Source organism: Mesorhizobium sp. B2-4-15, assembly GCF_006658505.1.
Taxonomy (GTDB): domain Bacteria; phylum Pseudomonadota; class Alphaproteobacteria; order Rhizobiales; family Rhizobiaceae; genus Mesorhizobium.
Map to the genome: position 1 here is coordinate 17,265 of NZ_VFUZ01000025.1, position 23,781 is coordinate 41,045.

Genomic DNA, 23,781 nt, shown 5'->3' on the forward strand with positions numbered 1-23,781 from the left:
AGCTGCTTTTACCTGCTGCAAACGGATAATAGCACTAATTCCCATCCTTAAGTCAGCCTTAATACGTTTGGCGCTATATTAAGGAAAGCGCTCTAAACTTCCTGCGGAATCAGCGTAGGGGGCGGAATTGGTCCAATTGCACCAATGTTTTACCTGAAGCCATTGAAGGATGTTAGCGTCAGGACCAAGCTCTCGCTGGGCTTTGGTCTGGCGTTGTTGTGCGTCCTGGCAGTAGGGCTATTTGGCGTGAATCAGCTGCGATCTCTCAATGAAATCACAGGTGAGATCACAGGCGTTTGGTTGCCGCAGGTCCAGGTCGTGGAGGAGATGAAGCGCAATCTGGCGGAACATCAGCTCTATGCGACGCTGCGCATGCGCACCGACGATACCCGACAGCTGCTGCGCATCGATGACGAGATGGCGAGGGAGAGCGACGAGATTCTGAGGGGTCGGCGTGCCTACCGCAGGAGCGCCGGATCGCGCGCCGAGCAGGAACTGTTCGATCAGTTCGTTTATCTGTGGACGGCCTATCAAGACTCCCTGACATCCATTTTCCCGCTCCTGGAAACAGAGGGGCCAACAAAGGCCCTTAAAGAGTTCGAGACGGTATCGCTGCCGACCGTCGCCGAGGCGGCGCAGCGGCTGGACGGCTTGCTGGCCCTCACCAATCAGCGCAGCACGGCTGTCGCAGCCATGGCGGATCGCACCTACACCATCGCGCAGCGGCTGACCTGGGCCGCGATTGCCTTTGCCGCCGTGTGCCTCGGCGGGCTTGTCGCCTGGATTCGACACAATGTCAGCAAGCCGATCCTCACGGTGAGCGAGGCGATGCATCGCCTAACACTGGGTGACCGCCGCTCAACCCTCGTCGCACCCAAAAGGGATCGCCGGGACGAGATCGGGGTGTTGTTCTCGGCCTTTGCGGGCTACCGTGCCAGCCTGGAGCGCAGTGATGCCTTGGCCCGCGAGGCGGAGTTGGAACGGCAGCATCTGGCCGCGGCAGCAGCAAACATGCCGGTGGGTCTGTGCATGTTCGATGCCGAGCGGCGGCTGGTTTTTTGCAACCAGGCCTACGCTGACCTCTATCACTTGCCGGAGACCCTGACCCGTCCAGGCTCGCATTGGGCCGATTTGAAGCGGTTCCGGATAGCCGCGGGGCTCTATGTCGGCCTGGAGCCTGAAAGATATCTGGAAGAACTCTCGGCGACGATCGACCGTGCCGAGCGCGTCGTGAGCCTCGTCGAACTCCGGGACGGGCGCACAATCGACCTCATCCACCAGCCGCTGCCAGGCGGCGGATGGCTTGCCACGCACCACGACGTGACCGATTTGCGGCGTAGCGAGGCCCGCATCTCGCACATGGCCCGCCACGACGGGCTTACCGATCTTCCGAACCGTACATTGTTCCACGAACGCGCCGAGGAAGCTCTGATCGAGATGAGCCGGCAGAACGGCAAGGTCGCCGTCCTTTGCCTTGATCTCGATCATTTCAAGACGGTCAACGACACGCTGGGGCATCCGATTGGTGACGCCCTGCTGAAGGAGGTCGCCGGCAGGCTGAGGCGCGTCCTCCGTGAAGGCGACACGGTAGCCAGGCTCGGTGGCGACGAGTTCGTGATCATTCAAAAGGGGACCGATCAGCCGGTCGAGGCCACTGCCCTTGCTCAAAGGGTCATAGACGCGCTGAGCGCGCCTTACATCGTCGATGGACACGGGGTTATGATCAGCGCCAGCGTCGGCATTTCGATTGCGCCGGACGATGGCGAGAACGCCGATCAACTGCTCAAGAACGGTGACATGGCGCTCTACCGGGCAAAGGCGGACGGACGCAGAACATATAGGTTCTTCGAGCCGGAAATGGATGCCCGCATGCAGGCGCGGCGATTTCTCGAACTCGATCTGCGCGAGGCGGTGGGGCGGGAGCAGTTCGAGATCTATTACCAACCGCTCCTCAATATCGACCGCGGCGAGGTCAGCTGCTTCGAGGCGCTGCTGCGCTGGCATCACCCGAAGCGTGGCATCGTCTCTCCGGCAGAGTTCATTCCCCTGGCCGAGGAGATCGGCCTCATCGTCCCGATCGGTGACTGGGTGATCAAGCAAGCGTGTCTCGACGCAGCAGGCTGGCCCAAAGGCATCAAGGTTGCCGTCAACCTGTCGCCGACGCAGTTTCGCAGCACACGCTTGCTTTCGACGATCGTCGAGGCACTGGATGCCTCGGGGCTGCCCGCGAGTCAGCTCGAGCTTGAGATCACCGAGACGGTGCTACTGGCCAACAGCCCGGCGACGCTCGCGCTGCTGCAGCAGATCCACATGCTGGGGGTGCATATTGCGATGGACGACTTCGGAACCGGATATTCGAGCTTGAGCTATCTGCGCTCTTTCCCGTTCGACAAGATCAAGATCGACCAGTCCTTCGTGAGGGATGCCGATGACGTCGACAGCTCGGTTGCCATCATCCGGGCCGTCACGAGCCTTGGCAACAGCCTCGGGATACAGACCACCGCCGAAGGAGTTGAGACAGCGGAACAGCTCGAGCGGGTACGAAGAGAAGGCTGCACCGAGGCACAGGGTTTCCTGCTCAGTCGGCCGCTACCTGCTCGGGAAATCCCCGCAATGCTGGAGCGTACGCGCGCCGTCGTGGCTGGCGACATCATCGAGCCTGCACCCGAAATGACGGCCGAGCGGAAAGATCGGCGCCGCAAGAGCGCGTTGTAGGTAGTCGCCCATAGTTGCAGCCGCGCGAGAAGCTCGGCCTATCAGTCAGAAGACAAAGCTCGGCGGAGCGAGCCGGAGCGCCCGCCGGAGCGCTCGTTCATCGTCAGATCAGCTGCGATGCGAGACACCTTTCCGTTGAGTTCCGGCGTGGTGCGCTGATTGAAAGCGGAAAGGCGAAGGACCGCCTTCTGGCCGAGTTGAACCTGGTCGATGTCGGGCGGCGCGATCCGATGAAGCCGCCTTGATATCCAGGTATGGGGCCGGAACAAGAACTATTCCCTCAGACACGCTATGGCTGAACGAAACGCGAAGGCCATCCACATGAGGAAGTGATAAAAGAGCAATTTGACGATCGATCCGATCGGACGGAGAAATCTGGAAAAACAACAGCCGGGACGATGCGCATGAGCGACGAAACCGACGATGACACCGATATCGTGAATCAGCTCGCCTATGTCAGAGCCGACCCAACCCAGCACGACACGCTTACGCTTCTTGCGATGATCGATGCCGCGATTGCCGAGATCATGAGCTTGAGGATGAAGCTGCGGCTGAGCGAGGAACGGAATGGCGGGAGCAGCCAGCTCCAATAGCTGGCCGGAACGGGAATGAACGGCGACGCGAAGCCTGGTCCGCGTCCGCCATCATCCGCCGGCCGCCGGCCCGAGCGCACCATTGCCGCTCGTCGCCATGGAGACGTCGAGGCCGCGGCCTGCTTAGCAGGCCACGGAGGCCTCGGCGAGCAAGCCTGATTCGGCCGCCAGCCGCAATTCCATCAGCCACCAGGCGTCGTAGAACTTGCTTACGAAGCAGCGGTCCGCGCGTCTTCGCTGCTCTCCTTCGTCACCGCGATTCCGCCGGCATCTTGCGGCACGCTGTTTACGGCTTGCTGAAGTTTCGAGCGGGTTTCCTCCAGATCAAGCTCCTTCTCGGCCTCACGCATGGCGTCGTCGAACTGCCTGCGGAAATCGCCGAGATACCGGTTGACCGTCTTCATAGTCGCGCCAAGCGAGCGCATCACACTTGGAAGCTCTCCTGGCCCGAAAACAACCAGCGCCACAACGAAGATGACAACAAGATGGTCCCAGCCAAGTCCGAACATCGGTAAGTCCCATGGCGCCTTTGACGGCGCCGGCAGAAGCCCAGCCTGACCACCATCATAGCGCCCCGCCCGCGTCATTCCAGTATGCGGTGGTGCAATGCTGTTCACAGTTGCTTCGCCCGGCAGGCTGCCGGCGTTAAATGCCGCAAAGGTGAACGTCGGACGGCTCAGCCTTAGTCCGCGTCGGCCATCATCTGCCGCCCACCAGCCCACGCGCGCCATTGCCGCTCGTCGCCATGGAAGACGTTGAGATCGATGCGGCCGGTGACGCCGTGCGACAGGCCGGAGCCGGAATATTGCCAGAACAGCCATTTGCGGTCGGGATAGACCTTTGACGGGTGTCTCGCCACCGCACGCAGCCAGAACGGGTAGTCGAGGAAAGCGCCCTGGAGATTGTCGCGATAAAAATCCGGCGCGGTGTAGATGATCGGACGCTGGCCATAGTGACGCTCCAGCTTGTCCATGAACACCTGCATCTTCTCCAGGACCTTTTCGCGCGACGGCCGCCGCTGGCAGCTGGAGTCGCCGTTCCACTCGACGTCGATCACCGGCGGCAAGGCGCCTTCGACCTTCGGCACGTTGCGGATGAACCAGTCGGCCTGCTCGCCGGCGGTTCGGCACCAGTAGAAGAAGTGATAGGCGCCGCGCTTCAGCCCGGCCGCGTCGGCGCCGCGCCAGTTCCTGGTGAACATCGGATCAAGATGGTGGCCGCCATCGGTCGCCTTGATGTAGGCGAAGTTGGCGCCCTGGGCGCGTAGCTTCTCCCAATTCACATTCCCTTGCCAGCGCGACACGTCGACCCCGTGCACGGCAAGATGCCGGGGCGAGGAGCGGCCGAAATTGATCGGTTTGGCATCGCGAAAGCCATAGCGCGTGATCGGCCCGGCAAGCATGGGCGGGACCGCCCGCGACAAAAGTTTCGGGGGCGAGACCAGGGCTGCCGGCTCGACCGGCGGATCGACGCTGTCGGGCAATTCGGGCGCCGGAAACGCCACCGTTTCCTCCTCCGCCAGGCCAAAGGGGCGAACAGTGTCGTCCACGGGCGCGGGCTCGGTCCGCTTGCGCGCATTGTTGGACCTGTTGACGGGGACGGATGCGATCGGCGCGCTTGGCCGCACCACCGAACTGGTGGTTTCGTTCGACGGCTTCTGCACATCGAGCGCGTCCATGCCCGATGTCGACGAGCAGCCGGCAAGGCACAGTGATGCGATCACGAAACTGATGACGCCTGGTAACCGCATCTGGACCTGTACTCGAAACACAACAGACCGAAGGCGACGGCCGACGGACAACCAGGCTCAGTTATGAACGAGAAATTACCAATAAAGTTTGAATCAAGTTTTTACCAAACCTGTGACCTATTTCAGACATCCGCCGTCGATGGCGGCCCAAGCCTTGACAGCGCCATGATGTGGCTGTTGAGAGCGGTATGCGGCGTTCTCAGCCGACGTTTCCCGCGAGCCCAAAAAAGGCGCCTGATGATTGCGTTGCAGCGATTTCTCCTGGTCCTCCTGCTCGCGGCCCTCTCCTGGAGTGACGCCCTCATGGTGGGGACGGCGCATGCCAGCGGGCTGGTCGCCGTTCCACCCGGCAATCGGTCCGAAACGCAACCGCCAATCCCGGATGCATCCGCGACGCGTACGCACGCCTTCAAGACCACCTACGCGGAAAAATACGAGAAGATCGTCGCGCTGCTGAAGCGCGAGAAGAGACTGGTGGCGCACATCAAGCAGGTGGCGGCCGCCTACGATATCGATCCCATCCATATCGTCGGCGCGCTTGTCGGCGAACACACTTACAACGTCACCGCCGTCGGCTCGGTGCAGACTTACTATGTGAAGGCACTGTCCTATTCCGGCCTCGACTTTGCCTTCCGCTACAAAGGCGTGCCGGTGCAGACCTTTGTCCAGCGGCCGGAGTTCGCGGCCTGCGCCGAGGCCAAGGACAGTGCCGCCCTGTGGAGTTGCCGCGACAAGGTTTGGGTCGAACATTTCCGTGGCAAGAGCGTCGATGGCGTCGCCTACGAGGCCATGACCTTCCAGCAGGCGTTCTTCCAGCCCTTCTTTGCCGGCCAGACATTCGGCCTTGGCCAGATCAGCCCGTTGACCGCGCTTGAAGTGACGGACCTGGTCAACAGGGTGAGCGGCTATGACAAGCTGACGCCAGATCATCCGCAGGCGATCTATCGCGATGTCATGGATCCGGACCGCAGCATCGTCTACATCGCGGCGATCGTGCGCGACGCCATCGACGCCTACAAACAGGAGGGCTTCGACATATCGGGCAATCCGGGCGTAACGGCCACGCTCTACAATGTCGGCCAACCCCGGCAGCGAGCGGCCGACCTGCGCGCGGCAGCCGCCAGTGGCAAGGGCCGCAAGCTGCCGGTGGAAAATTATTACGGCTGGCTCGTCAACGACAAGCTCGACGAACTCAGGAGCCTGCTCGACAGCGGCAGCTGAGAGACGCTTTTATCAAGGAGCTTGCGTGCAGTCGTTCATCGACCAGAGCGTTTGTTTCATCGAAAACCATCAGGCCTGGGCAGGCGTCGTGGTCGGGCTGCTGGCATTCGGCGAGTCGCTGGTGCTGATCGGCATCCTCTTGCCCGGCACCACGGTCCTGGTCATCGTCGGCGGTCTAGTGGGCGCAGGCATTGTCCAGCCTTTGCCCGTTCTTCTCGCAGCGATGGTCGGTGCGGCGCTCGGCGACACCGTCTCCTATTTCCTTGGCAAATGGCTCGGACGCGGTGTCGTCCATAAATGGCCGCTCAATCGCTACCGCCGCGAGATCGCCCGGGCGCGGCTATTCTTCCATCGTTATGGCTTCGCGGCCGTTTTCGTCGGCCGCTTCTTCGGCCCGGTCCGCGCCACCGTGCCGCTGGTCGCGGGCATGATGGGCATGAACCGCCGCCGTTTCCAGATCGCCAACATCCTGTCGGCGGTCATCTGGGCTCCATCCGTGCTGTCGCCGGGATGGCTGGTGGCCAAGGGAGCCGGCAGTCTCCCCGAGCTCGATGCGACCAGCCTGTTCGGCATGGCGACGATCGCTGCTATCGCCTTGGTCATCATCGCGGTGGTCGCGGTCAAGCTGCGCGGCAGGCGCTAGCCTAGCCGCGCTTCCTGAACACGCCGATCATCGGTCCCAGATTCCAGTAATCGTCGTTACGGCCGATGGCCGGGGCGAGCAGGCTTGAAATCGAGCCGTCGAGGAACAGCGCATTATCGCAGCCGAGCGCATCGCGAAAGAGCCGGGCGAATGCATGGAACGTCACCGCGCCATTCGAAATGGCAAAGACCGCGACACCGTCCTTTCGCACGCCGACACCGTCGCGGGTCTTGCGCGAGGTGCTGTCGGACTGGAATTTCGGATGAAGCTGGCCGTCGATGACCAGCATCGGCCCGGATTGCGTCGCATAGTCGGTGGGCGGCCGCTTCCTGACGAAGTCCCTCGTCGCCCGGACCGTGGCCTTGCCGCCGCTGATGTAGAAGATGCCATTCGGCTGCAGCGAAAAATTGCCGGTTCCCGATCCCGTCTTCACGTCAGCCATTTCCTGGCCTCGCTCGATATAGAGGCCGACCGGTCTGAGGTCGGGGTGATACATGCCGGCATTGATGGCAAACAGCATTGTGCGGCCGGCCGCGCGCTGGGCATTGTCGAGATTGTGCAGCGACTGAAAAGGTTTACCGGCTGGATCCTTCCAGAACAGCTCGATCGAATAGCGTTTCGGGTCGACCTCGCAGACGAGATAGCTGGCCGCCTCAAAAGCAAAATCACGGCACGGTGGCACCTTTGCGAACCATTGGCCGAACGCCATCGTCGTGGCGATCGCCTGCGGCAGCGCGGTCTTGGCGAAGGTCGCCAACAGCGGGACGGCGTTGAGAAGTGTCGGAAAATCCATGCACCTACCGGATCGCCAGCTTCAATGAGCGGACGTGGATAGCATCGCTGGACGCCACTATGGAAGACAGTTGAAGAGAGCGCGGACACGGTCCGGATGCGGTGGCGCGGAGACTATTTGACAGCGCTGACCAGCTGTTCGTCGCCGCCAAGGATGGAAACCCAGTGCCCGGTGTTGTCGCTCGCCTGCCTTTTCAGGTAGCGGTAGCTGGTCTGGTTCCAGAGGCGGACCTTGTCTGTCAGGTTGTCGAGGATGAAGTCGCCCTTGTCGGTGCGCACTGTCAGCACGGCATGACCTTCGCCGTCGGGCTTACGCACCACCGTCATCAGGAGATTGGCGATGGCAATGCCCAAACTGCTGAGTTCGCGGCGCTTTTCCAGCGCGTAGTCCTCGCAATCACCGAAGCCGTTGTCGGGGTAGGCCCACCACTCCTCCTTGCCGTAATTGTCGAGGTCGCTCATCGGCTTGACGCGCGTGTTGACCGAGAGATTCACGGCCGTGATCTCGTGCAGCAGCTTGCCGGTCATATGTTCCGGCGCGCTGTCGTGGGAGCGGATGGAGCATTCCGCGACATGGATCTTGCAAAAATCATAGTGGCCGATCGGCTGGGAGGTCGAGCCACCGATAACCATGGACGCGGGCGCGGAATAGGCGAAACTCGCCGCCGAACAGAAAGCGGTCAGCGCAGCCGCCAGCCCCAGCCCCTTCGCCTTGCGGCGCCAACCTGTCGAGGATGCCATGCGGCCCCGCCCATCGTTTTTGTTAACGGAACGTTAAGGGCGGTTATGTCCCGAAGTCAATGAACGCGGCTGATCACATCTTTGCTGGCGCCGCACGGGCCTTCGGGGGTTGCAGGGGCGCAACACCAGGATTCAGGTTCCCAGGCTAGGCCAGCCATCCCATCGCCACACCGAGCAGCAGGACGACACCGAGCAGGCCACGGTAGATGACGAAGGGCCAGGCGGAGAACCGTTCCAGCACGCGCATCAACCCCCAGATGGCGAAGAAGGCGGAGATCGAGGCGACGACCAGCCCCGTGGCAAGAACCGACCACCCATGGGCATCAAGGTGAACCTTGTGCAGTTCCCACAGTTCCTTCAGACCGGCCAGCGCGATCGCCGGCAGCCCGAGCAGGAACGAGAAGCGCGCCGCCTCGGCCCGTTTGAAGCCGAGCCCCAATGCCGCCGTCAAAGTTGAGCCCGAGCGTGAGACGCCGGGTATCAGCGCGCCGATCTGGGCGATGCCGACCAGAAGCGCGTCGGCGAGCGACGCTTCGCCCATGGTGCGGCGGTGGCGGGCGAAAATCTCGGCCAGCGCCAGCAGGACCGCCATGACAATGCAGGCCCATCCGATCACGCTCAGGCTGCGCAGCGGCGAATTGCAGGTATTAAGAACGCCTGACAGCGCCACGCCGGCAATGACGATCGGGATCGTCGCCAGCACGATCCAGGAAGCCAGCCGAAAGTCGCGGTCCGCGAAATCGCGCCGCACGAGAGCTCCGAGCGAGCCGAACACGAGATCCCTGACATCGCCCCAGAAATAACTGACGACGGCGGCGAGCGCGGCAAGCTGCATGGCAGCGGAGAAGGCGGAGCCGGGATCCTGCCAGCCAAGCACCGCCGGCACGATGCGCATGTGGGCGGTCGAGGAAATCGGCAGCAATTCGGTGATGCCCTGAACGAGGCCGAGAAAGGCGACCTTGGCATATCCCAGGCCGACAAAGCCCGTATCCACGCCCTGAGTGCAGATGTCAGCCATGTCGGGTTCCGTGTGTGAGAGATCTAGCTTGCGCAGGTGTTACCGGCGTCGGCCGGTCCCGCGCAAGCCTTACCGTCATGGATCGGATAATCAATTTACGGATTTGTAAGCTGGCGCCGTGCGTCGAAATACGTCGTCCAAGACCGGCCCAAGAGGCCGGCCTGTGTTCTCATGGGATAGAACGGCAAGCAATTACGGGCACAGCCAGGGTTTCTGGCAGGTCCTGGCGATCACATGGGCCGGGGGAACGAAGGGTTCCTCGGCCGATGGTCGGCGCACCCGTTCGAGCAGCATGCGTACCTGTTCCGGGCGCACCCGGTCGCGCTCCATCACAAGCAGGACCATCGGATCGCTCAAAAGCTCGTCCAGGGTGCTGATGCTGTCGTTCATCCGTCGTCTCCTCGAATGCCGGCCCGCGCAGCATAGATAGGACGCAAAGATGGCCCGCCAATGACGTTTTGCCGGCTATCGCGTGTCGATTTGGATTAATTTTTTGTCATGACTGGACGACTTCATCCCCCTCCTTGTAGGAAAAGGGGGCGGTTACGGAGGCGGAGCGCCTTCATATTGCGGCAGGCCGTCGTCAAGCACCAACCAGGGCTGCTTCGAGCCGGTCCAGATATGCATCCGCGGCCGAAACAGCGAAGGGTCGTCGAGCGATCCGGTGGTGATGCCGATGATGCCGGCGGAATCGCGACGCGAAAACATCGTCGTGCCGCAGTTCGGGCAAAAGCCGCGCTGGAGATCCGGCGAGGTGTTCACTGTCGCCAGCGGTCCTTCGACCGTCACATCATCGATGCGAAACAGCACGCGAGCGTTGAAGGCGGCGCCGATCGCCTTCTGGCAAAGCCGGCAATGGCAGATGCGTTCATTGACAGGAACCACGTCGGCGCGATAGCGCACCGCTCCGCATAGGCACCCGCCCTGATATCCAGCCATCGTCCTGATCTAATCTCGGAGAGAGTAATCGACAGGCTAGCGGCGGGACCGATTGGGTCAATTGAAAAGCTTTGATACAAGGTCATCGATTATGATGATGCGGATGGAACGGAAACCATGACGCCGGATATCGAAACCATCGGCATTGCGGACCTGTTCGGGCCGCCCTCGCCTACGCGCGAGCGCACCGACGCCAGGATCATGGCCGCCGCCTCGGGCATCGGTTTCATGGCGGTCCGCGATTTTCCCGGCGATGACTGGCTGACGCCGGACAAGCGTGCGCAATTGCTGCGCATCTTCGAGCTTCCCGATGCCGAGAAGCAGAAACTGCTGCGCTGGAATTTCGACCGCACCAGGAAGAATTTCTACCGCGGCTGGTTCCCGCTGCAGCCGCGAGCCGTTTCCTACAAGGAAGGCATCGACATGGGGCCCGACCTTGCCGATGCGACGCGTGTTTCGGCCTCCGACGATCCTTTGCGCGAGCCAACACCTTTGCCGGCCGAAAATGCCCTGCCCGGCTGGCGCTCCGCGGCGGCCGACTACTATCGCGCGATGGAGACGGTCGGCAACGCGCTGATGCGGTCGATCGCCCGCGGGCTTGGCCTGCCGGAAACGATCTTCGATGCCTATTTCGATCAGGGCATCTCGACGCTGCGCCTGATCCGTTATCCCCTGCGCGACGCCAATGCCGGCGTCGATACTGGTGGCCCGCAGGTCACGGTGGTCCATAAGGGGGAAACGCGCACCATCATCGGCGGCGAACATGCCGATTCAGGCTTCGTCACTTTACTGGCGCAGGACGGCGTCGACGGCCTGCAGGCAAAAAACCTCGCCGGCGAGTGGGTCGACGTGCCGCCTGCCAACGGCACGCTGGCGGTCAATTTCGGCCAGTTGCTGGAGCGCTGGACCGGTGGACGTGTCAGGGCGACGCGGCACCGGGTGATTGCGCCGAAGACGGTGCGTTTTTCGATTCCGTTTTTCTACGAGCCGCGCGTCGATGCCGAGATCGCCCCATTGCCGTTGAGCGGCGCCGAGCCTTTCGAGCCATTTCTCTATGGCGACTATCTCTGGGACTCGGCGACGAATTTCGTCGAGATGAGCGGCATCAAGCATCTCAGGCTGCCCCGTCGCGCAAAGGCTTCATAAACAAACCGTCGGCCATCTCGTTGGGGGCGGCCGACGGGAATCGACGGGCGGTTACTTCGTTTCGCTGACCATCTCGTCCCAGCTCTTCACCTTGGTCTCGCCGTTGAGGAACGGCAGCGCGGCGACCGTCAGTTCCTGAGCGAAGAAGACTTCGTAATGGGTACGGTTGGGCAGGATCGCCAGGCGGTTCTGCGACAGGTTCTCACGCATCCAGCCGGCGTCCTTCAGGCCGCCGCCGAGCATCTGGTAGAACTTGATCTCGTGCTCGGGCTTGTACATGTCGCTGTCGCCATAGGCCAGCATGACCGGCATCTTCAGCTTGGGAACATCAGCCGAGAAGTCGTAGTTCTGACGCATGAAATTGCCGAGCGCATCGAGCAGTTTCGGGAAGTCTTCCGGGTGCGGCGCCACGGCGACGTAGGATTTGTACATCGGCGTGTCCTTCATGAATTCGGCCGCGGCCGCGCTCACCTGTGCCTGTTGCGGACGCATCTCGTCATAGAAGCCGTCGGCGGCATAGCCGGTCGAGACCAGGACAAGGCGCCGCACGGTCTCGGGATGCTGGACCGCCATGCGGAAGGCGACCCCGCCGCCCAGCGAATAACCCATGACGTCGACCTTGTCGTAGCCGAGCTCCTTCACGACACCGGCCATGTCGTCGCCAATCGCTTCCAGACTGAATGGCCGGTCGCCGAGCGCCGTGCGGCCATGGCCTTGCAAATCGACGCCGATGACGGTGCGGTTCTCGGCAAGCTTGGGCAGGATCGGCGCGAACATGTCGATGGAGCCGAGACCGCCATGCAAGAGAAGCAGCGGCTCGCCCTTGCCGTAGACGGCATAATAATAGTTCAGGCCGTTGATCGGCAGCAGGCCGGACTTTTCCGGCTTCGGAAGTTTCGTTTCGGTGGTCATCGCAGGTTCCTCTGCATTGGTGGTGCCCGGACAGCCGAGAAGCGCTGCAACCGAGACAAGAATGGCGAAAAGCACGGTCTTGGACATATCGATCTCCTCTCGTGCGCTGGCGTCAAAGCGTTTTGGCGAGGTCTTCAAGCTGGTCGGTGCACTGGCCCCAACCCGCGTGAAAACCCATCGCCTCATGCTGTTCGCGGTCGGCGACGCTCCAATGACGGACGCGGGCGATGTAGCGGGTCTTGCCCTCGCCTTCGTCCTCGAAGGTCAGTACGCCGGTCATGAACGGCTTTTCCGATGGCTCCCATGCCTGTGTATAGGCATCGGTAAAGACGATCTTCTTGCCGGGAACGACTTCCAGGAAAACGCCGGGGTTGGGGAATTCATTGCCGTCAGGGCCGGCCATGACGACAAGGCTTGAGCCGCCGGTGCGCACATCCATTTCGGCGCGCGGCGTCGTCCACGGCTTTGGCGCGAACCACTGCGTCACCAGTTTCGGGTCGGTCCAGCAGCGATAGACGTTCTCGCGCGGCGCATCGATAATGCGGGCGACAACCAGTTCGCGGTCATTGGCGGGGGCGATATCGAGCTTGGTGGTCACGGTGGTCTCCTCGGGTTTCATCTGGCTTCCGTCCCAAGGACGAGCCGGAAGAACGCAACCCGACATGGCCAGCGAAAAAACTCTGGAGATTATTGCTGGGAAGAATGGCGAACCGAGCTCGCGTCAGTGGCGCTTGGCTTGCACCAGATAAGCGTCGATCTCGGTCTCGCCGAGCCACTTGGCTGCTTCCAGACGATGCAGGCCTTCGACGAGTACATGGCGCTTGCCGTCGTGGCGGACCTGGATCGGCGTCTTCATGCCGTTCTCCAGTATGTCCTCGGCGAGATGCCGCACCGTCTCGGGATGCAGCGTCTTCCTGCGCGCAGTGGGCACGTAGATGTCGTCGACCTTGACCTTTTGCACCCTCAGCATGGCTGTCCCCGTGGCGGAACCGCCGCCGGCTTCCTGAGATAGTCGGTTTGTTCAGGAGGGCCAAGGGCGCGGCTAACGAATATCGGCCCGTCCACCGGTTTGCCTCTCGCCACGCGTTTCGCTATGGCGTCTCGCGATCCTAATAGAGGCCACGGAACCATGAGCAAATCCCTCGTCACCTTCGTCGGCGTCGCCCATCCCTGGATGTGCGATGTGATGGGACACGTGAATGTGCGCCACTACGCGGCGATGTTCGATGATGCCAGTTTCCAGCTCCTCGGCCATATCGCCGGGCAGGATGGCAGCCAGGCAGCGGCGACCGGGTGGGCCGATGTGCGCACCGAGATCGACTATCGTCATGAAACGAAAGCCGGCTCGCTGATTACCATCCGTTCGCATGTTGTGAAGATCGGCCGCACCTCCGTCACCTTCGAACAGGTCATGTCAGGATCGCTCGACGGCGTCGTCCATGCATCGAGCCGCACGACCAGCGTGCGCTTCGATCTTGCCGCACGGGCCTCGGTGGCGCTCGACGAGCCGATGCGCAACCGCGCGGCGGCGTTCCTGATCGAATAGGCCGGCTTCGACAGCTCAGCCGTTGTAGATGCGATCCTCCATCGGCGTCTCGGTGATCAGCGTCTGAAGCCCCGAAAGCAACGCCTTCTCGGCCCGGTTCATCGCCCTGTCGGGATTGGTCAGCAGAAAGATGTCGATCGCCGGCGGCGCATCGTAGGGTGGCAGCCGCCATAGCATGCCGTCGCGCACATCGCGCCGTGCGACATGCAGTGGCAGCGGGCCGATGCCGAGCCCCGCCACGATCATGCGCCGCACCTCCTCCAGGCTCGAGGACACGCCGACGACATCGGCGTTCAGCCGGGCTTCGCTGCGCAGCAACGCGACAGGCCTCAACGCGTCCGAAATGTGGTCGGTCTGGAAGGAAACCTGGGGCTCGCCGCGCAGATCCGCCAGTGTCAGTCCGGTTTTCCCGTAAAGCCCGTGCCGCGGGCCGCAGAAGAAACCGAAGAACTCGCGATAGACCATCTGATAATCCAGTGTCGGATCGCGCTGGCTGACCAGGCAGATGCCGAAGGACGCGCGACGCTCCCTCACCTGCTTGGCCACGTCCATGCTTGCCGCGACCGAGATGGTGATCGAGGCGCGCGGGTAGTTGCGGTGGAATTCCGCCAGCGCGCGGTCGAACAGCGGCGAGACGACATGGCTGGCGGTAGCGATCATGACGTGGCCGGTGACATCGTCGCTGATGCCGCGCATCAAGAGCGGCAGCTGCGATATGCTGCCGAAGACCTCGACGCTCTGCTCGTAGATCAGCCGCCCGACCTCGGTGAGTTCGAAGCGCGTCGCATCGCGCTCGACCAGCCGCCGGCCAACGCGGTCCTCCAGGCGCCGCAAAGCGTTACTGACGCTGGGCTGCTTGAGGTTGAGGCGCTCGGCGGCGCGGGTGATGCTTTTCACCTCGGCGATGACGACGAACGTCCGCAGAAGGTTCCAGTCGAGGTCCCAGACCAGACGTTCGGGGCGCGGCAAGGCCATTCCTGATATCTATGCTCCCTATTCCCATTATCTATTTGCGTAATGCTTGCGCAAAAGCAATCATTGCCGTCAGGAGAGCGCCCCAACGCCTCCCAAGAACAAGCCTTCGCGCTCCATCCAGAGGAAAGAAATTTCAGATGAACAAGGTATTCTCCGGCATCGCGGGTGCCGCACTGCTGCTTGCGTCGGCCTTCACCACCGTTTCGGCGCAGGCCGACGATCTCGAAAAGGTCAAGGCGGCGGGCGAACTGAAAATTTCCATGAGTGGGCAATATCCGCCCTTCAACTTCGTCAACGACCAGAACGAGGTCGTCGGCTTTGACGCCGATATCGGCAAGGCCATCGCCGAGCGCATCGGCATCAAGGGCACCATCATCACCACGGCCTGGGATGGCATCATCGCCGGGCTGCTGGCCAACAAATACGACACCGTCGTCGGCTCGATGACGATTACGCCGGAGCGCGAAAAGGTGGTCGATTTTGTCGGCCCTTACTATCACGCCGGCCGCGCTGTTTTCGTCAGCGAGGCTTCCAAGGTCCAGGGCCTGGACGACCTCAAGGGCAAGACCCTTGGCGTGACGCTGGGCGAAACCCATGAGAAATGGGCACGCGCGCAAGGCGGCTGGGACGTCCGCACCTACAAGGGCCTGCCGGAACTTCTGCTGGAGCTGAAGGCCGGACGCGTCGACGCCATTGTCGTCGACAACATTCCGGTGATGGTCGCGGTCAAGGAAACCGGCGAGAAGGTCCGCAGGCTCGACACGCCCAATATCGAGGGCGGCAGCGTCGCCATCGGCATCGCCATCCGCAAGGACAATCCGGGGCTCAAGGCCGCCATGCAGAAGGCGCTGGACGAGATGATGGCCGACGGCACCTATGAGAAGATCTCCAAGCAGTGGGTCGGCAGCGACATCCGCTGATCCCCGCAGGTTCAGGTGGCTGCCAAGGCCACCTGACCAAGCGCCACTCCCGCCGGGCCGTTCCATGGATTTCTCCCTGATGCAGCGCGTCTTCCCGTTCTTCCTGGAAGCCGCTTTGGTGACGTTGGAGCTGACAGCCCTGGCCCTGGTTCTGGGGCTAGTCGCGGCAGCCTTGGCCGCTGCCGCGAGGATGTCGAGGTCGGCGATCCTGCGCGCCGTCGGCACGGCCTATGTCAGCCTGTTTCGCGGCACGCCCTGCCTGATCCAGCTCTTCGTGCTCTATTTCGGCGGCCCGCAGATCGGCATCAACCTCGATCCATTCGCGGCTGGTGTGATCGGCCTTGGCCTCAACATCGGGGCCTATATGGCCGAATCGATCCGTGGCGCGGTGATGGCGGTCGACCGGGGCCAGACGGAAGCTGCCCGCACGATCGGCTTCAGCCGGTTCCAGACCTTGCGCAAGGTCGTGCTTCCGCAGGCGGCCAGGCTGATGATCCGGCCGCTCGGCGTCAATACGGTCGCCCTGCTCAAGGGGTCGGCGCTCGTATCCACCATTTCGGTGGTGGAGCTGACCTATACCGCCCAGCGCTTCATCGGCTCGACCTACAAGCCGTTCGAGATCTTCGGCGTCGCGGCGCTGCTCTACATGGTCATGGTCTACGCCGTCGCCCGTGTCGTCGATCTGCTCGACAAGCGCTTCGCCATCATCTGAGGGGAGAGCAACGATGCAAGGTTTGGATTTCACCGTCATCGCACCCTATTGGGATCTCTTGCTGACGGGTGCCTGGTGGACCGCTGTGCTGACGGTTTCGGCGGGAGCACTCAGTTTCATCTTCGGCATCCTGTTTGCCGTCATAGTGCTCTATGCGCCGGCAATTCTCGCCTATCCCGTGCGTGCCTTCATGTGGGTGTTCATGGGCACGCCGCTGCTTTTGCAGTTGTTCCTGATCTATTTCGGCCTGGTGCAGGTCGGTATCGACATCCCCGCGCTTGCCGCCGGCATCGTCGGGCTCGGCCTGCACTTTGCCGTCTACAATGCCGATGTGACGCGCGCGGGAATCGTGGCGGTCGATGTCGGCCAAACGGAAGGGGCGCGCAGCATCGGTTTCGGCAAGTGGCAAACGCTGCGCTATGTTGTCATACCGCAGGCCGTGCGCAACACGGCGCCACCGATCGGAAGCAACCTGATCGCGCTGTTGAAAGAATCCTCGATCGTCTCGGTCATCGGCATCGCCGAGCTGGTCCACTCGGCGCAACTCGCGATCAGCGAAACCTTCCGCCCCTTCGAGTTCTACATCACGGCCGCCGCGCTCTATTACCTCTTGAACCTCGTGCTCGAAGCGGCCTTGCATCGGTTTGAAAGACATGTGGGGGTCTCCCGATGAACACGCAGCGGCCGATGGTCGAGGTTTGCGGCGCACGCAAGTCCTTCGGCGCCGTCGATGTTTTGAAGGGCATCGACCTGTCGGTCGAACGTGGGCAGATCGTGGCCATCATCGGGCCGAGCGGCTCTGGCAAGAGCACGCTGCTGCGCTCCATCAACCATCTCGAGACCTTGAACGGCGGTGAAGTCTGGCTCGACGGCGTGCAGGTCAACCAGAAGCTGCACGGCCAGGCCTTCGAGCGGCACATAAACAAGGTGCGCCAGCAGATGGGCATGGTGTTCCAGCACTTCAATCTGTTCCCGCATTTGACCGTGATCGAGAACATCACGATGGGGCCGGTGATCCTGAAAGGCATGCCGAAGGCGGAAGCCCGGGCGCTGGCCGTTGGTCTGTTGTCGAAGGTCGGGCTCGCCGACAAGATCGACGCCTACCCCTCGCGGCTTTCGGGTGGCCAGAAGCAGCGTGTGGCGATCGCCCGCGCGCTGGCCATGCAGCCCAAGGTGATGCTGTTCGACGAAGCAACCTCCGCACTAGACCCCGAACTCGTCGACGAGGTCAACGCGGTGATGAAACAGCTTGCCGCCGAGCACATGACCATGCTCATCGTAACGCATGAAATGCGCTTTGCCGGTGAAGTCGCCGACAGGGTGCTGTTCATGGACGGCGGCGTGGTCGTCGAGGAGGGCCCGCCGATCGAGATCTTCCGTTCGCCGCAGAAAGAACGCACGCGCAGCTTCCTCAAGAAATATCTTTCCGCCTGAGCACGCCGATGACCAGATTAGCCACGGAATTCCCTGATTTCGGACTGACAGAGGAGCAGCGCCGCCACGCGGTGCGCGGCCACTACTACGAGTGGCCCGGGATGGACGGCGATCACGGCGAAATCTGGTGCTACAGCGACCGCTTTTCCTATCGCGCCGGCGAGACAGTGACGCTGCATGTCAGTGCGACCGCACCGTCCTTCGGCATGACAATCGTCCGCGATGGCGGCAGCGAGACAAAAATGTTCGAGAAATCGGGCATCGCGGCGCGCTGGCAGGAAAGTCCGGATCAATGCTCGGCGGAGGGCTGTGCTTGGGAAGCCTCGTTCGAATTGCGCGTGGGAAATGACTGGCCGTCCGGTGCCTATCGGGTGACGCTCACCGCCGACGGACGCGATGGCAAGCCAATTCACAGCCATCATCTGTTCATCGTCTCTCCCCAATCCGGGAGAAAGCCCGGCCGCGTGCTGCAGGTGGCGGCGACGGGCACCTGGCTTGCCTACAACACCTGGGGCGGCTCGAACCACTATCAGGGCATCACCGGGCCGGATCGCAACCAGTACTCGCCAATCGTCTCGACGCAGCGCCCCTGGTGCCGTGGCTTCGTCGTGCTGCCGAAACATGCGCCGCGCGTGCCGCTGGAGGTCGCCGTGCCGCCAAAGACGGTGCCGCGCTATCCGCATATGGAATGGGCGCTCGCCACTGGCCATTCGAAGAAATACGCCTCGTCGGGCTGGGCCAGCTACGACAGCCATTTTTTTCGCTTTGCCGAACGTGCCGGCTACGGCGTCGATCTCGCCAGCCAGCACGATCTGCATTTCTCGCCCGAAATTCTCGACGGCTACGACTGCGCCGTCTTCGTCGGTCATGACGAATACTGGACCTGGGAAATGCGCGACGCGGTCGACCACTATGTCGAGCGCGGCGGTCATGCGGCGCGCTTCGCCGGCAACTTCATGTGGCAGACCCGCCTTGAGGACGAGGGCCGCCGGCAGGTCTGCTACAAATACCGCGCCCGCGCCGAGGACCCGGCCTATCGCGGTGGCGACGTGACCCGCGCTACCAATTCCTGGGAGGCGCCGGAAATCGGCCGGCCGGGTTCCGCAACCTTCGGGCTCAATGCCTCGCGTGGCCTTTACGCCGGTTGGGGCGGCTGCGCGCCGCGCGGCGTGCGCGGCTTTCCGGTCTACCGGCCGGAGCACTGGGCTTTCGCCGGCACCGGCATCTATTATGGTGATCTCCTCGGCGCCGACAGCCATGTCTATGGCTATGAGGTCGATGGGCTCGATTTCGAGATACGCGGTGGCCTGCCCTACCCCACCGCGACCAGCGGCGCGCCTGATGGGCTGCAGGTTCTTGCCGTCGGCATGGCGTCCCAGGTCGAGGAAAGCGCCGACATTCCTATCGAAGACCAGTTCCTCACCGACGAAGATGGCCGCTTCAGCGCCGAAACGCTCTTCGGCGACAGGAGCGACGCCAATCTGGAAAAAGTCAAACGCAGCAACGGCATGATCGTCAACTTCCCGCGCGGCAAGGGCGAGGTGTTCCACGCCGGAAGCTGCGAATGGGTCGCCGGTCTGCTACGACAAGACCCAATGGTCGAGCGCGTGACCCAAAATGTCCTTGATCGCTACCTTGGAAAGTCCTGACATGTCGAAAGTCCAGCCTGCCATTCAAGACACTGACGCCCGGCGCCAATCGCATCTGTTCTACCTCTCCAGCCTGCGCCGGCCGCTGATCGACCGCGCCGAAGGCATCTACATGTGGACGCAGGACGGCCGCCGCTTCATCGACGGATCGAGCGGCCCGATGGTCGCCAATATCGGCCATTCCAACCGCAACGTGCTCGACGCCATGAAGCGGCAGATGGACCGCGCCACCTTCGCCTATCGGCTGCATTTCGAAAACGAACCGGCGGAAGAGCTGGCGCGCGAATTGGCCGGCAAGCTGCCGGAAGGCATGGACCGGATCTTCTTCGTCTCCGGCGGCTCTGAGGCGACGGAATCCTGCATCAAGCTGGCGCGGCAGTGGGCCGTCGCCACCGGCCAGGCCAGCCGCTGGAAGGTGATCACGCGTTTCCCCTCCTATCATGGCGGCACGCTGGGTTCGCTCTCGATCACCGGCGACGATGCGCTGGCCGAAACCTTCACGCCGATGATGCGGGTGATGCCGACGGTGCCGGCGCCAACCGCCTGGCGCGATCGCGACAATCTGTCGATGGAGCAGCGCGGCATCCGCTACGCCGACATGCTGGAGGAGAAGATCCTGGCCGAAGGCCCGGACAGCGTCGTCGCTTTCATCATGGAGCCGATCGGCGGTGCCGCGACCGCGGCCCTGGTGGCACCGGACAGCTACTATGCGCGCATCCGCGATATCTGCGACCGCTACGGCATCCTGCTGATTCACGACGAAGTCATGAGCGGCGCCGGCCGCACCGGAAAATTCCTCGGCGGCGACCACTGGAACTGCAAGCCTGACATTGTCGCGCTATCGAAGGGGCTGGGCTCCGGCTATGCGCCCCTCGGCGCGCTGGCAGCGCCCCTGCGGCTTGTACAGCCGCTGCTCGCTTCCGGCGGTTTCCAGCACGGCCATACCTATGCCGGTAATCCGCTCGCCTGCGCCGCTGGGCTCGCCGTGCTCGGAGAAATGGACCGACTCGACCTGATCGCCAACGCGGCTGCCATGGGCGATGTGCTGATGGATGGATTGAAGGGATTGGCCAAGCGCTTCCCCTTCATCGCCGACGTGCGCGGCAAGGGCCTGCTCACCGGCGCCGAGATGGTCGCCGATCCCGATACGCTGAAGCCGATCGACCAGAGCAAGAAAGCCACGCAGCGTCTGCTCGACCTTGCCTATGAGCGTGGGCTGATCATCTATGGCCGCAAGGTCAAAGGCGGCATCGACGGCGACAATTTCATGGTCGCGCCGCCGATGATCGTCACCGGCGAACAGGTCGGCGAGATCATCTCCATCATCGGCGACTCGCTGGAGGTTCTGGCTTCCGAACTCGACCTGCCCGTCGAAGGCCGGGGATAAAGGAATGGCGCCGCGAAAAGTCATCATCACCTGCGCCGTCACCGGCTCGGTGCATACGCCATCGATGTCGCCCTATCTGCCGGTGACACCGGACCAGATCGCGGCTGATGCCATCGCGGCTGCCGAAGCCGGCGCCTCGATCCTGCATCTGCATGCCCGCGACCCCAGGGATGGCCGACCGACCGCCGATCCGGACGTCTACATGCAGTTCCTGCCGCGCATCAAGCAGGCGACGTCAGCCGTGATCAACATCACCACTGGCGGCTCCTCGCTGATGACGCTGGACCAGCGGCTGGCGGCGCCACTGAGGGCAGAGCCGGAAATGTGCTCGCTCAACATGGGTTCGATGAATTTCGCACTGTTCCCGATGCTCGACAAGCCACGGGAATGGCAGCACGAATGGGAGCCCAAGCTGCTTGAGGCCACGCGGGACACCATCTTCAAGAACACCTTCGCCGACATGGAAGGTGTTTTGGAAAGGCTGGGCAAGGGCTGCGGCACTCGCTTCGAATTCGAATGCTACGATGTCGGCCATCTCTATTCGTTGGCGCATTTCCGTGATCGGGGGCTCGTGTCGGGACCGCTGTTCATCCAGTTCGTGCTGGGCATTCTGGGCGGCATCGGCGCCGATCCCGACAATCTCATCCATATGAAGCGCATCGCCGACAAATTGTTTGGCGATAGTTACCAGTTCTCGGTGCTGGCCGCCGGCCGCAATCAGATGCCGCTGATCTCGATCGCGGCGGCGATGGGCGGCAATGTCCGCGTCGGGCTCGAAGACAGTCTCTACGACGGCCGCCACCTGGCGAAATCCAACGCCGATCAGGTGCGCCGCATCCGTGGCATTCTCGATGGATTGTCGCTGGAAGTTGCCACGCCGGCAGAGGCACGTGAGATGCTGGCGCTGAAAGGTGGCGACCGGGTGGCGTTCTGATGATGATGATCTGAAATGCTGGCGTTCCGTCCCACCCCCCTCTGTCCTGCCGGACATCTCCCCCGCAAGGGGGGAGATCGGATTTCACGCCGGTTTTCGCAAATCACCAACGTTGCAAGAAGGGCGGCAGGATCGAAGCTGCCAATCTCCCCCCTTGCGGGGGAGATGTCCGGCAGGACAGAGGGGGGTGCCTTGGCGCCCTACCCGTCGTGAGCGGCATCCTCATCCGCCCCGGCCGAATCGACGATGTGGACACGATCCACGCCGCGCTTCTTAAACTCGGCACCCATATTGGCGCGCATCAGGAGATCACTTCGACGCCCGATGATCTCCGCTGCTACGGGTTCGGCGAAAAGCCTGCCTTCTCGACCCTCATCGCCGAAACCGACGGCGAATTCGCCGGCCTCTGCCTTTATTTCCCGATCTTCTCGACCTGGATGGGCCGGCCCGGCGTCTATGTGCAGGACCTCTATGTCGAGGACCGGTTCCGCGGCCGCAAGATCGGCGAGCGCCTGCTGCGACGCGTCGCGGCGGAATGCCGGAAAGAAGGCGGCGTCTATCTCAGGCTGTCGGTCGATACGGATAATGAGGGCGCCAAGGCCTTCTATGAAAGGCTGGGCATTGCCTGGTCGAACTATGAACAGACGCAGAAGATCATCGGCGAGGCCTTCCTTGCCTTTGCCGACGCGCCGGAAAACGGGGAGCAGGAATGAAAGCCTTCTATGCCGAGGAGCAGAAGCGCCACGATCCCAAGGCCTTTCTTTCCAGCGGCGCGCCGCAGCCCAATCCGGAAAAGCCGGAGCGCGTCGAGAGATTATTAGCCGGCGCAAAATCTGCCGGCTGCACGATCGAACGGCCCCGCGATCATGGGCTCGGTCCTGTCTCGGCGGTGCATACGCCTGAATATCTCGACTTCCTCGAGCACATTTTCGCGCGCTGGCAGCGCATTGAGGGCGCCTCGGCCGAGGTGATCCCCAACATCCACCCGATCGGGCGCAGCGGCTCCTATCCGGCCTCGGCGGTCGGCCAGGCCGGCTACCACATGGCCGATACCGCTTGCCCGATCTCGGGCGAAACCTGGCATAGCGCGCTGTGGAGCGCCTGGAGCGCGGTCGAAGCCGCCGAGGCGGTGATGGCTGGCGCACCGGCCGCCTATGCGCTGTGCCGCCCGCCCGGCCACCACGCCTTTGCCGACGTCGCCGGCGGCTTCTGCTTCATCAACAATTCGGCCGTCGCGGCCCAGGTGCTGCGCAAGCAAGCCGCGCGCGTGGCCATCCTGGATGTCGACCTGCACCATGGCAACGGCACGCAAGGCATCTTCTATGCGCGGCCCGACGTGCTCACCGTCTCACTGCATGCCGACCCGGTGCGCTTTTATCCCTTTTTCTGGGGCCATGCCGACGAGCGCGGCGAAGGGGCCGGCCTCGGCTACAATTTCAACCTGCCACTGCCGCGCAAGTCCGCGGATGCGGCATTTCTGGATGCGCTTGCGGTGGCATTCCAGCGCATTCGCGCCTTCGCACCCGATGCGCTGGTAGTGGCGCTCGGCCTCGACGCCTTCGAAGGTGACCCGTTCGGCGGACTTTCGGTGACGACGCCAGGCTTCTCGCGCATCGGAGAGGCCATCGCCCGTCTCGGCCTGCCAACGGTCATCGTCCAGGAAGGCGGCTATCTCTGTGACGCGCTCGGCGACAATCTCACCGCCTTCCTCGCCGGTTTTGGCGGCAAGGCACGGTGATATCGTTCCGACGCGG

General features: G+C 62.7%; 26 protein-coding genes and 1 pseudogene. 15 read left to right on the plus strand and 12 right to left on the minus strand.

Features of this window, described 5'->3' with window-relative positions; all coding sequences use genetic code 11:
* Positions 1 to 144: 144 nt before the first annotated feature.
* On the plus strand, positions 145 to 2,715 hold the full coding sequence (locus FJ930_RS24130; protein WP_141840396.1) for an EAL domain-containing protein: 2,571 nt from the start codon (positions 145 to 147) through the stop codon (positions 2,713 to 2,715).
* Between the two features lie 83 nt (positions 2,716 to 2,798).
* On the opposite strand, the pseudogene FJ930_RS30570 reads toward FJ930_RS24130, so the two are convergent.
* Positions 2,799 to 2,945 (minus strand): annotated as a pseudogene (locus FJ930_RS30570) (HlyD family secretion protein); the annotation flags it as partial.
* Between the two features lie 174 nt (positions 2,946 to 3,119).
* Between FJ930_RS30570 and FJ930_RS24140 the strand changes: the two are divergent.
* Positions 3,120 to 3,308 carry a hypothetical protein gene (locus tag FJ930_RS24140; RefSeq protein WP_140739033.1) on the plus strand — a complete coding sequence of 63 codons (189 nt, stop codon included), beginning with the start codon at positions 3,120 to 3,122 and terminating at the stop codon, positions 3,306 to 3,308.
* A gap of 209 nt (positions 3,309 to 3,517) precedes the next feature.
* Here FJ930_RS24140 and FJ930_RS24145 read toward each other — a convergent pair whose 3' ends face one another.
* Both FJ930_RS24145 and FJ930_RS24150 read right to left on the minus strand, forming a co-directional pair.
* Positions 3,518 to 4,039 carry a twin-arginine translocase TatA/TatE family subunit gene (locus tag FJ930_RS24145; protein WP_140739030.1) on the minus strand — a complete coding sequence of 174 codons (522 nt, stop codon included), beginning with the start codon at positions 4,037 to 4,039 and terminating at the stop codon, positions 3,518 to 3,520.
* On the minus strand, positions 3,991 to 5,058 hold the full coding sequence (locus FJ930_RS24150; RefSeq protein WP_141840397.1) for a GH25 family lysozyme: 1,068 nt from the start codon (positions 5,056 to 5,058) through the stop codon (positions 3,991 to 3,993). Before FJ930_RS24150 ends, FJ930_RS24145 begins: the two co-directional genes overlap by 49 nt.
* A gap of 303 nt (positions 5,059 to 5,361) precedes the next feature.
* Here FJ930_RS24150 and FJ930_RS24155 point away from each other — a divergent pair, with 303 nt between their 5' ends.
* Both FJ930_RS24155 and FJ930_RS24160 read left to right on the plus strand, forming a co-directional pair.
* Entirely contained in the window at positions 5,362 to 6,279 is a 918-nt protein-coding gene (locus FJ930_RS24155; protein ID WP_246677010.1) for a DUF1402 family protein, read from the plus strand.
* A 25-nt stretch (positions 6,280 to 6,304) separates the two neighbouring features.
* A complete protein-coding gene (locus FJ930_RS24160) occupies positions 6,305 to 6,922 on the plus strand; it encodes a DedA family protein (protein ID WP_141840399.1) in 618 nt (205 codons plus the stop codon).
* Between the two features lies 1 nt (position 6,923).
* Here the strand turns inward: FJ930_RS24160 and FJ930_RS24165 are convergent, their stop codons facing one another.
* The 5 genes from FJ930_RS24165 to FJ930_RS24185 all read right to left on the minus strand — a co-directional run bounded on the left by FJ930_RS24165 (position 6,924) and on the right by FJ930_RS24185 (position 10,412).
* On the minus strand, positions 6,924 to 7,715 hold the full coding sequence (locus tag FJ930_RS24165) for a phosphodiester glycosidase family protein (RefSeq protein WP_141840400.1): 792 nt from the start codon (positions 7,713 to 7,715) through the stop codon (positions 6,924 to 6,926).
* 113 nt (positions 7,716 to 7,828) lie between these two features.
* Entirely contained in the window at positions 7,829 to 8,455 is a 627-nt protein-coding gene (locus tag FJ930_RS24170; protein WP_141840401.1) for a transglutaminase-like cysteine peptidase, read from the minus strand.
* A 145-nt stretch (positions 8,456 to 8,600) separates the two neighbouring features.
* Complete coding sequence (locus tag FJ930_RS24175; RefSeq protein ID WP_140610173.1) at positions 8,601 to 9,473, minus strand: undecaprenyl-diphosphate phosphatase; 873 nt, start codon at positions 9,471 to 9,473, stop codon at positions 8,601 to 8,603.
* Positions 9,474 to 9,665: 192 nt separating this feature from the next.
* Positions 9,666 to 9,863: a hypothetical protein gene (locus tag FJ930_RS24180; protein ID WP_140739009.1), complete on the minus strand. Its 198-nt coding sequence runs from the start codon at positions 9,861 to 9,863 to the stop codon at positions 9,666 to 9,668.
* 153 nt (positions 9,864 to 10,016) lie between these two features.
* A complete protein-coding gene (locus tag FJ930_RS24185) occupies positions 10,017 to 10,412 on the minus strand; it encodes a GFA family protein (RefSeq protein ID WP_141840402.1) in 396 nt (131 codons plus the stop codon).
* 117 nt (positions 10,413 to 10,529) lie between these two features.
* Here FJ930_RS24185 and FJ930_RS24190 point away from each other — a divergent pair, with 117 nt between their 5' ends.
* Positions 10,530 to 11,558, plus strand: a complete 1,029-nt coding sequence (locus tag FJ930_RS24190) for a 2OG-Fe(II) oxygenase family protein (protein ID WP_141840403.1) — start codon at positions 10,530 to 10,532, stop codon at positions 11,556 to 11,558.
* Positions 11,559 to 11,609: 51 nt separating this feature from the next.
* On the opposite strand, the gene FJ930_RS24195 is transcribed toward FJ930_RS24190, so the two are convergent.
* From FJ930_RS24195 to FJ930_RS24205, 3 genes are all read right to left on the minus strand, one after another.
* The gene (locus tag FJ930_RS24195) at positions 11,610 to 12,557 is read right to left on the minus strand and encodes an alpha/beta hydrolase (RefSeq protein WP_141840404.1); all 948 of its coding nucleotides are present in this window, start codon (positions 12,555 to 12,557) and stop codon (positions 11,610 to 11,612) included.
* A 25-nt stretch (positions 12,558 to 12,582) separates the two neighbouring features.
* Positions 12,583 to 13,068 (minus strand): SRPBCC family protein, encoded by a 486-nt coding sequence (locus FJ930_RS24200; RefSeq protein ID WP_140739173.1) that lies wholly within the window; start codon positions 13,066 to 13,068, stop codon positions 12,583 to 12,585.
* A 123-nt stretch (positions 13,069 to 13,191) separates the two neighbouring features.
* Positions 13,192 to 13,440 carry a ParB N-terminal domain-containing protein gene (locus tag FJ930_RS24205; RefSeq protein ID WP_127320334.1) on the minus strand — a complete coding sequence of 83 codons (249 nt, stop codon included), beginning with the start codon at positions 13,438 to 13,440 and terminating at the stop codon, positions 13,192 to 13,194.
* A 159-nt stretch (positions 13,441 to 13,599) separates the two neighbouring features.
* On the opposite strand from FJ930_RS24205, the gene FJ930_RS24210 reads away from it, so the two are divergent.
* Complete coding sequence (locus FJ930_RS24210; RefSeq protein ID WP_141840405.1) at positions 13,600 to 14,016, plus strand: acyl-CoA thioesterase; 417 nt, start codon at positions 13,600 to 13,602, stop codon at positions 14,014 to 14,016.
* A gap of 15 nt (positions 14,017 to 14,031) precedes the next feature.
* Here the strand turns inward: FJ930_RS24210 and FJ930_RS24215 are convergent, their stop codons facing one another.
* Positions 14,032 to 14,991: a LysR family transcriptional regulator gene (locus FJ930_RS24215; protein ID WP_141840406.1), complete on the minus strand. Its 960-nt coding sequence runs from the start codon at positions 14,989 to 14,991 to the stop codon at positions 14,032 to 14,034.
* A gap of 137 nt (positions 14,992 to 15,128) precedes the next feature.
* On the opposite strand from FJ930_RS24215, the gene FJ930_RS24220 reads away from it, so the two are divergent.
* The 9 genes from FJ930_RS24220 (at position 15,129) to FJ930_RS24265 (ending at position 23,765) form a co-directional block, all read left to right on the plus strand.
* A complete protein-coding gene (locus FJ930_RS24220) occupies positions 15,129 to 15,911 on the plus strand; it encodes an ABC transporter substrate-binding protein (RefSeq protein ID WP_141840407.1) in 783 nt (260 codons plus the stop codon).
* Between the two features lie 64 nt (positions 15,912 to 15,975).
* A complete protein-coding gene (locus FJ930_RS24225; RefSeq protein WP_141840408.1) occupies positions 15,976 to 16,623 on the plus strand; it encodes an amino acid ABC transporter permease in 648 nt (215 codons plus the stop codon).
* Between the two features lie 13 nt (positions 16,624 to 16,636).
* Positions 16,637 to 17,296, plus strand: coding sequence for an amino acid ABC transporter permease (locus FJ930_RS24230; protein ID WP_141840409.1), 660 nt, complete (start codon positions 16,637 to 16,639; stop codon positions 17,294 to 17,296).
* On the plus strand, positions 17,293 to 18,057 hold the full coding sequence (locus tag FJ930_RS24235) for an amino acid ABC transporter ATP-binding protein (protein ID WP_140738982.1): 765 nt from the start codon (positions 17,293 to 17,295) through the stop codon (positions 18,055 to 18,057). The genes FJ930_RS24230 and FJ930_RS24235 overlap by 4 nt, the downstream gene beginning before the upstream one ends.
* Before the next feature lie 8 nt (positions 18,058 to 18,065).
* Positions 18,066 to 19,706 carry a N,N-dimethylformamidase beta subunit family domain-containing protein gene (locus FJ930_RS24240; RefSeq protein ID WP_141840410.1) on the plus strand — a complete coding sequence of 547 codons (1,641 nt, stop codon included), beginning with the start codon at positions 18,066 to 18,068 and terminating at the stop codon, positions 19,704 to 19,706.
* 1 nt (position 19,707) lies between these two features.
* Positions 19,708 to 21,093: an aspartate aminotransferase family protein gene (locus FJ930_RS24245; RefSeq protein WP_141840411.1), complete on the plus strand. Its 1,386-nt coding sequence runs from the start codon at positions 19,708 to 19,710 to the stop codon at positions 21,091 to 21,093.
* 4 nt (positions 21,094 to 21,097) lie between these two features.
* On the plus strand, positions 21,098 to 22,027 hold the full coding sequence (locus FJ930_RS24250) for a 3-keto-5-aminohexanoate cleavage protein (protein WP_141840412.1): 930 nt from the start codon (positions 21,098 to 21,100) through the stop codon (positions 22,025 to 22,027).
* A 209-nt stretch (positions 22,028 to 22,236) separates the two neighbouring features.
* A complete protein-coding gene (locus FJ930_RS24260; protein ID WP_141840414.1) occupies positions 22,237 to 22,740 on the plus strand; it encodes a GNAT family N-acetyltransferase in 504 nt (167 codons plus the stop codon).
* Complete coding sequence (locus FJ930_RS24265; RefSeq protein ID WP_141840415.1) at positions 22,737 to 23,765, plus strand: histone deacetylase family protein; 1,029 nt, start codon at positions 22,737 to 22,739, stop codon at positions 23,763 to 23,765. Before FJ930_RS24260 ends, FJ930_RS24265 begins: the two co-directional genes overlap by 4 nt.
* Positions 23,766 to 23,781: the final 16 nt, after the last annotated feature.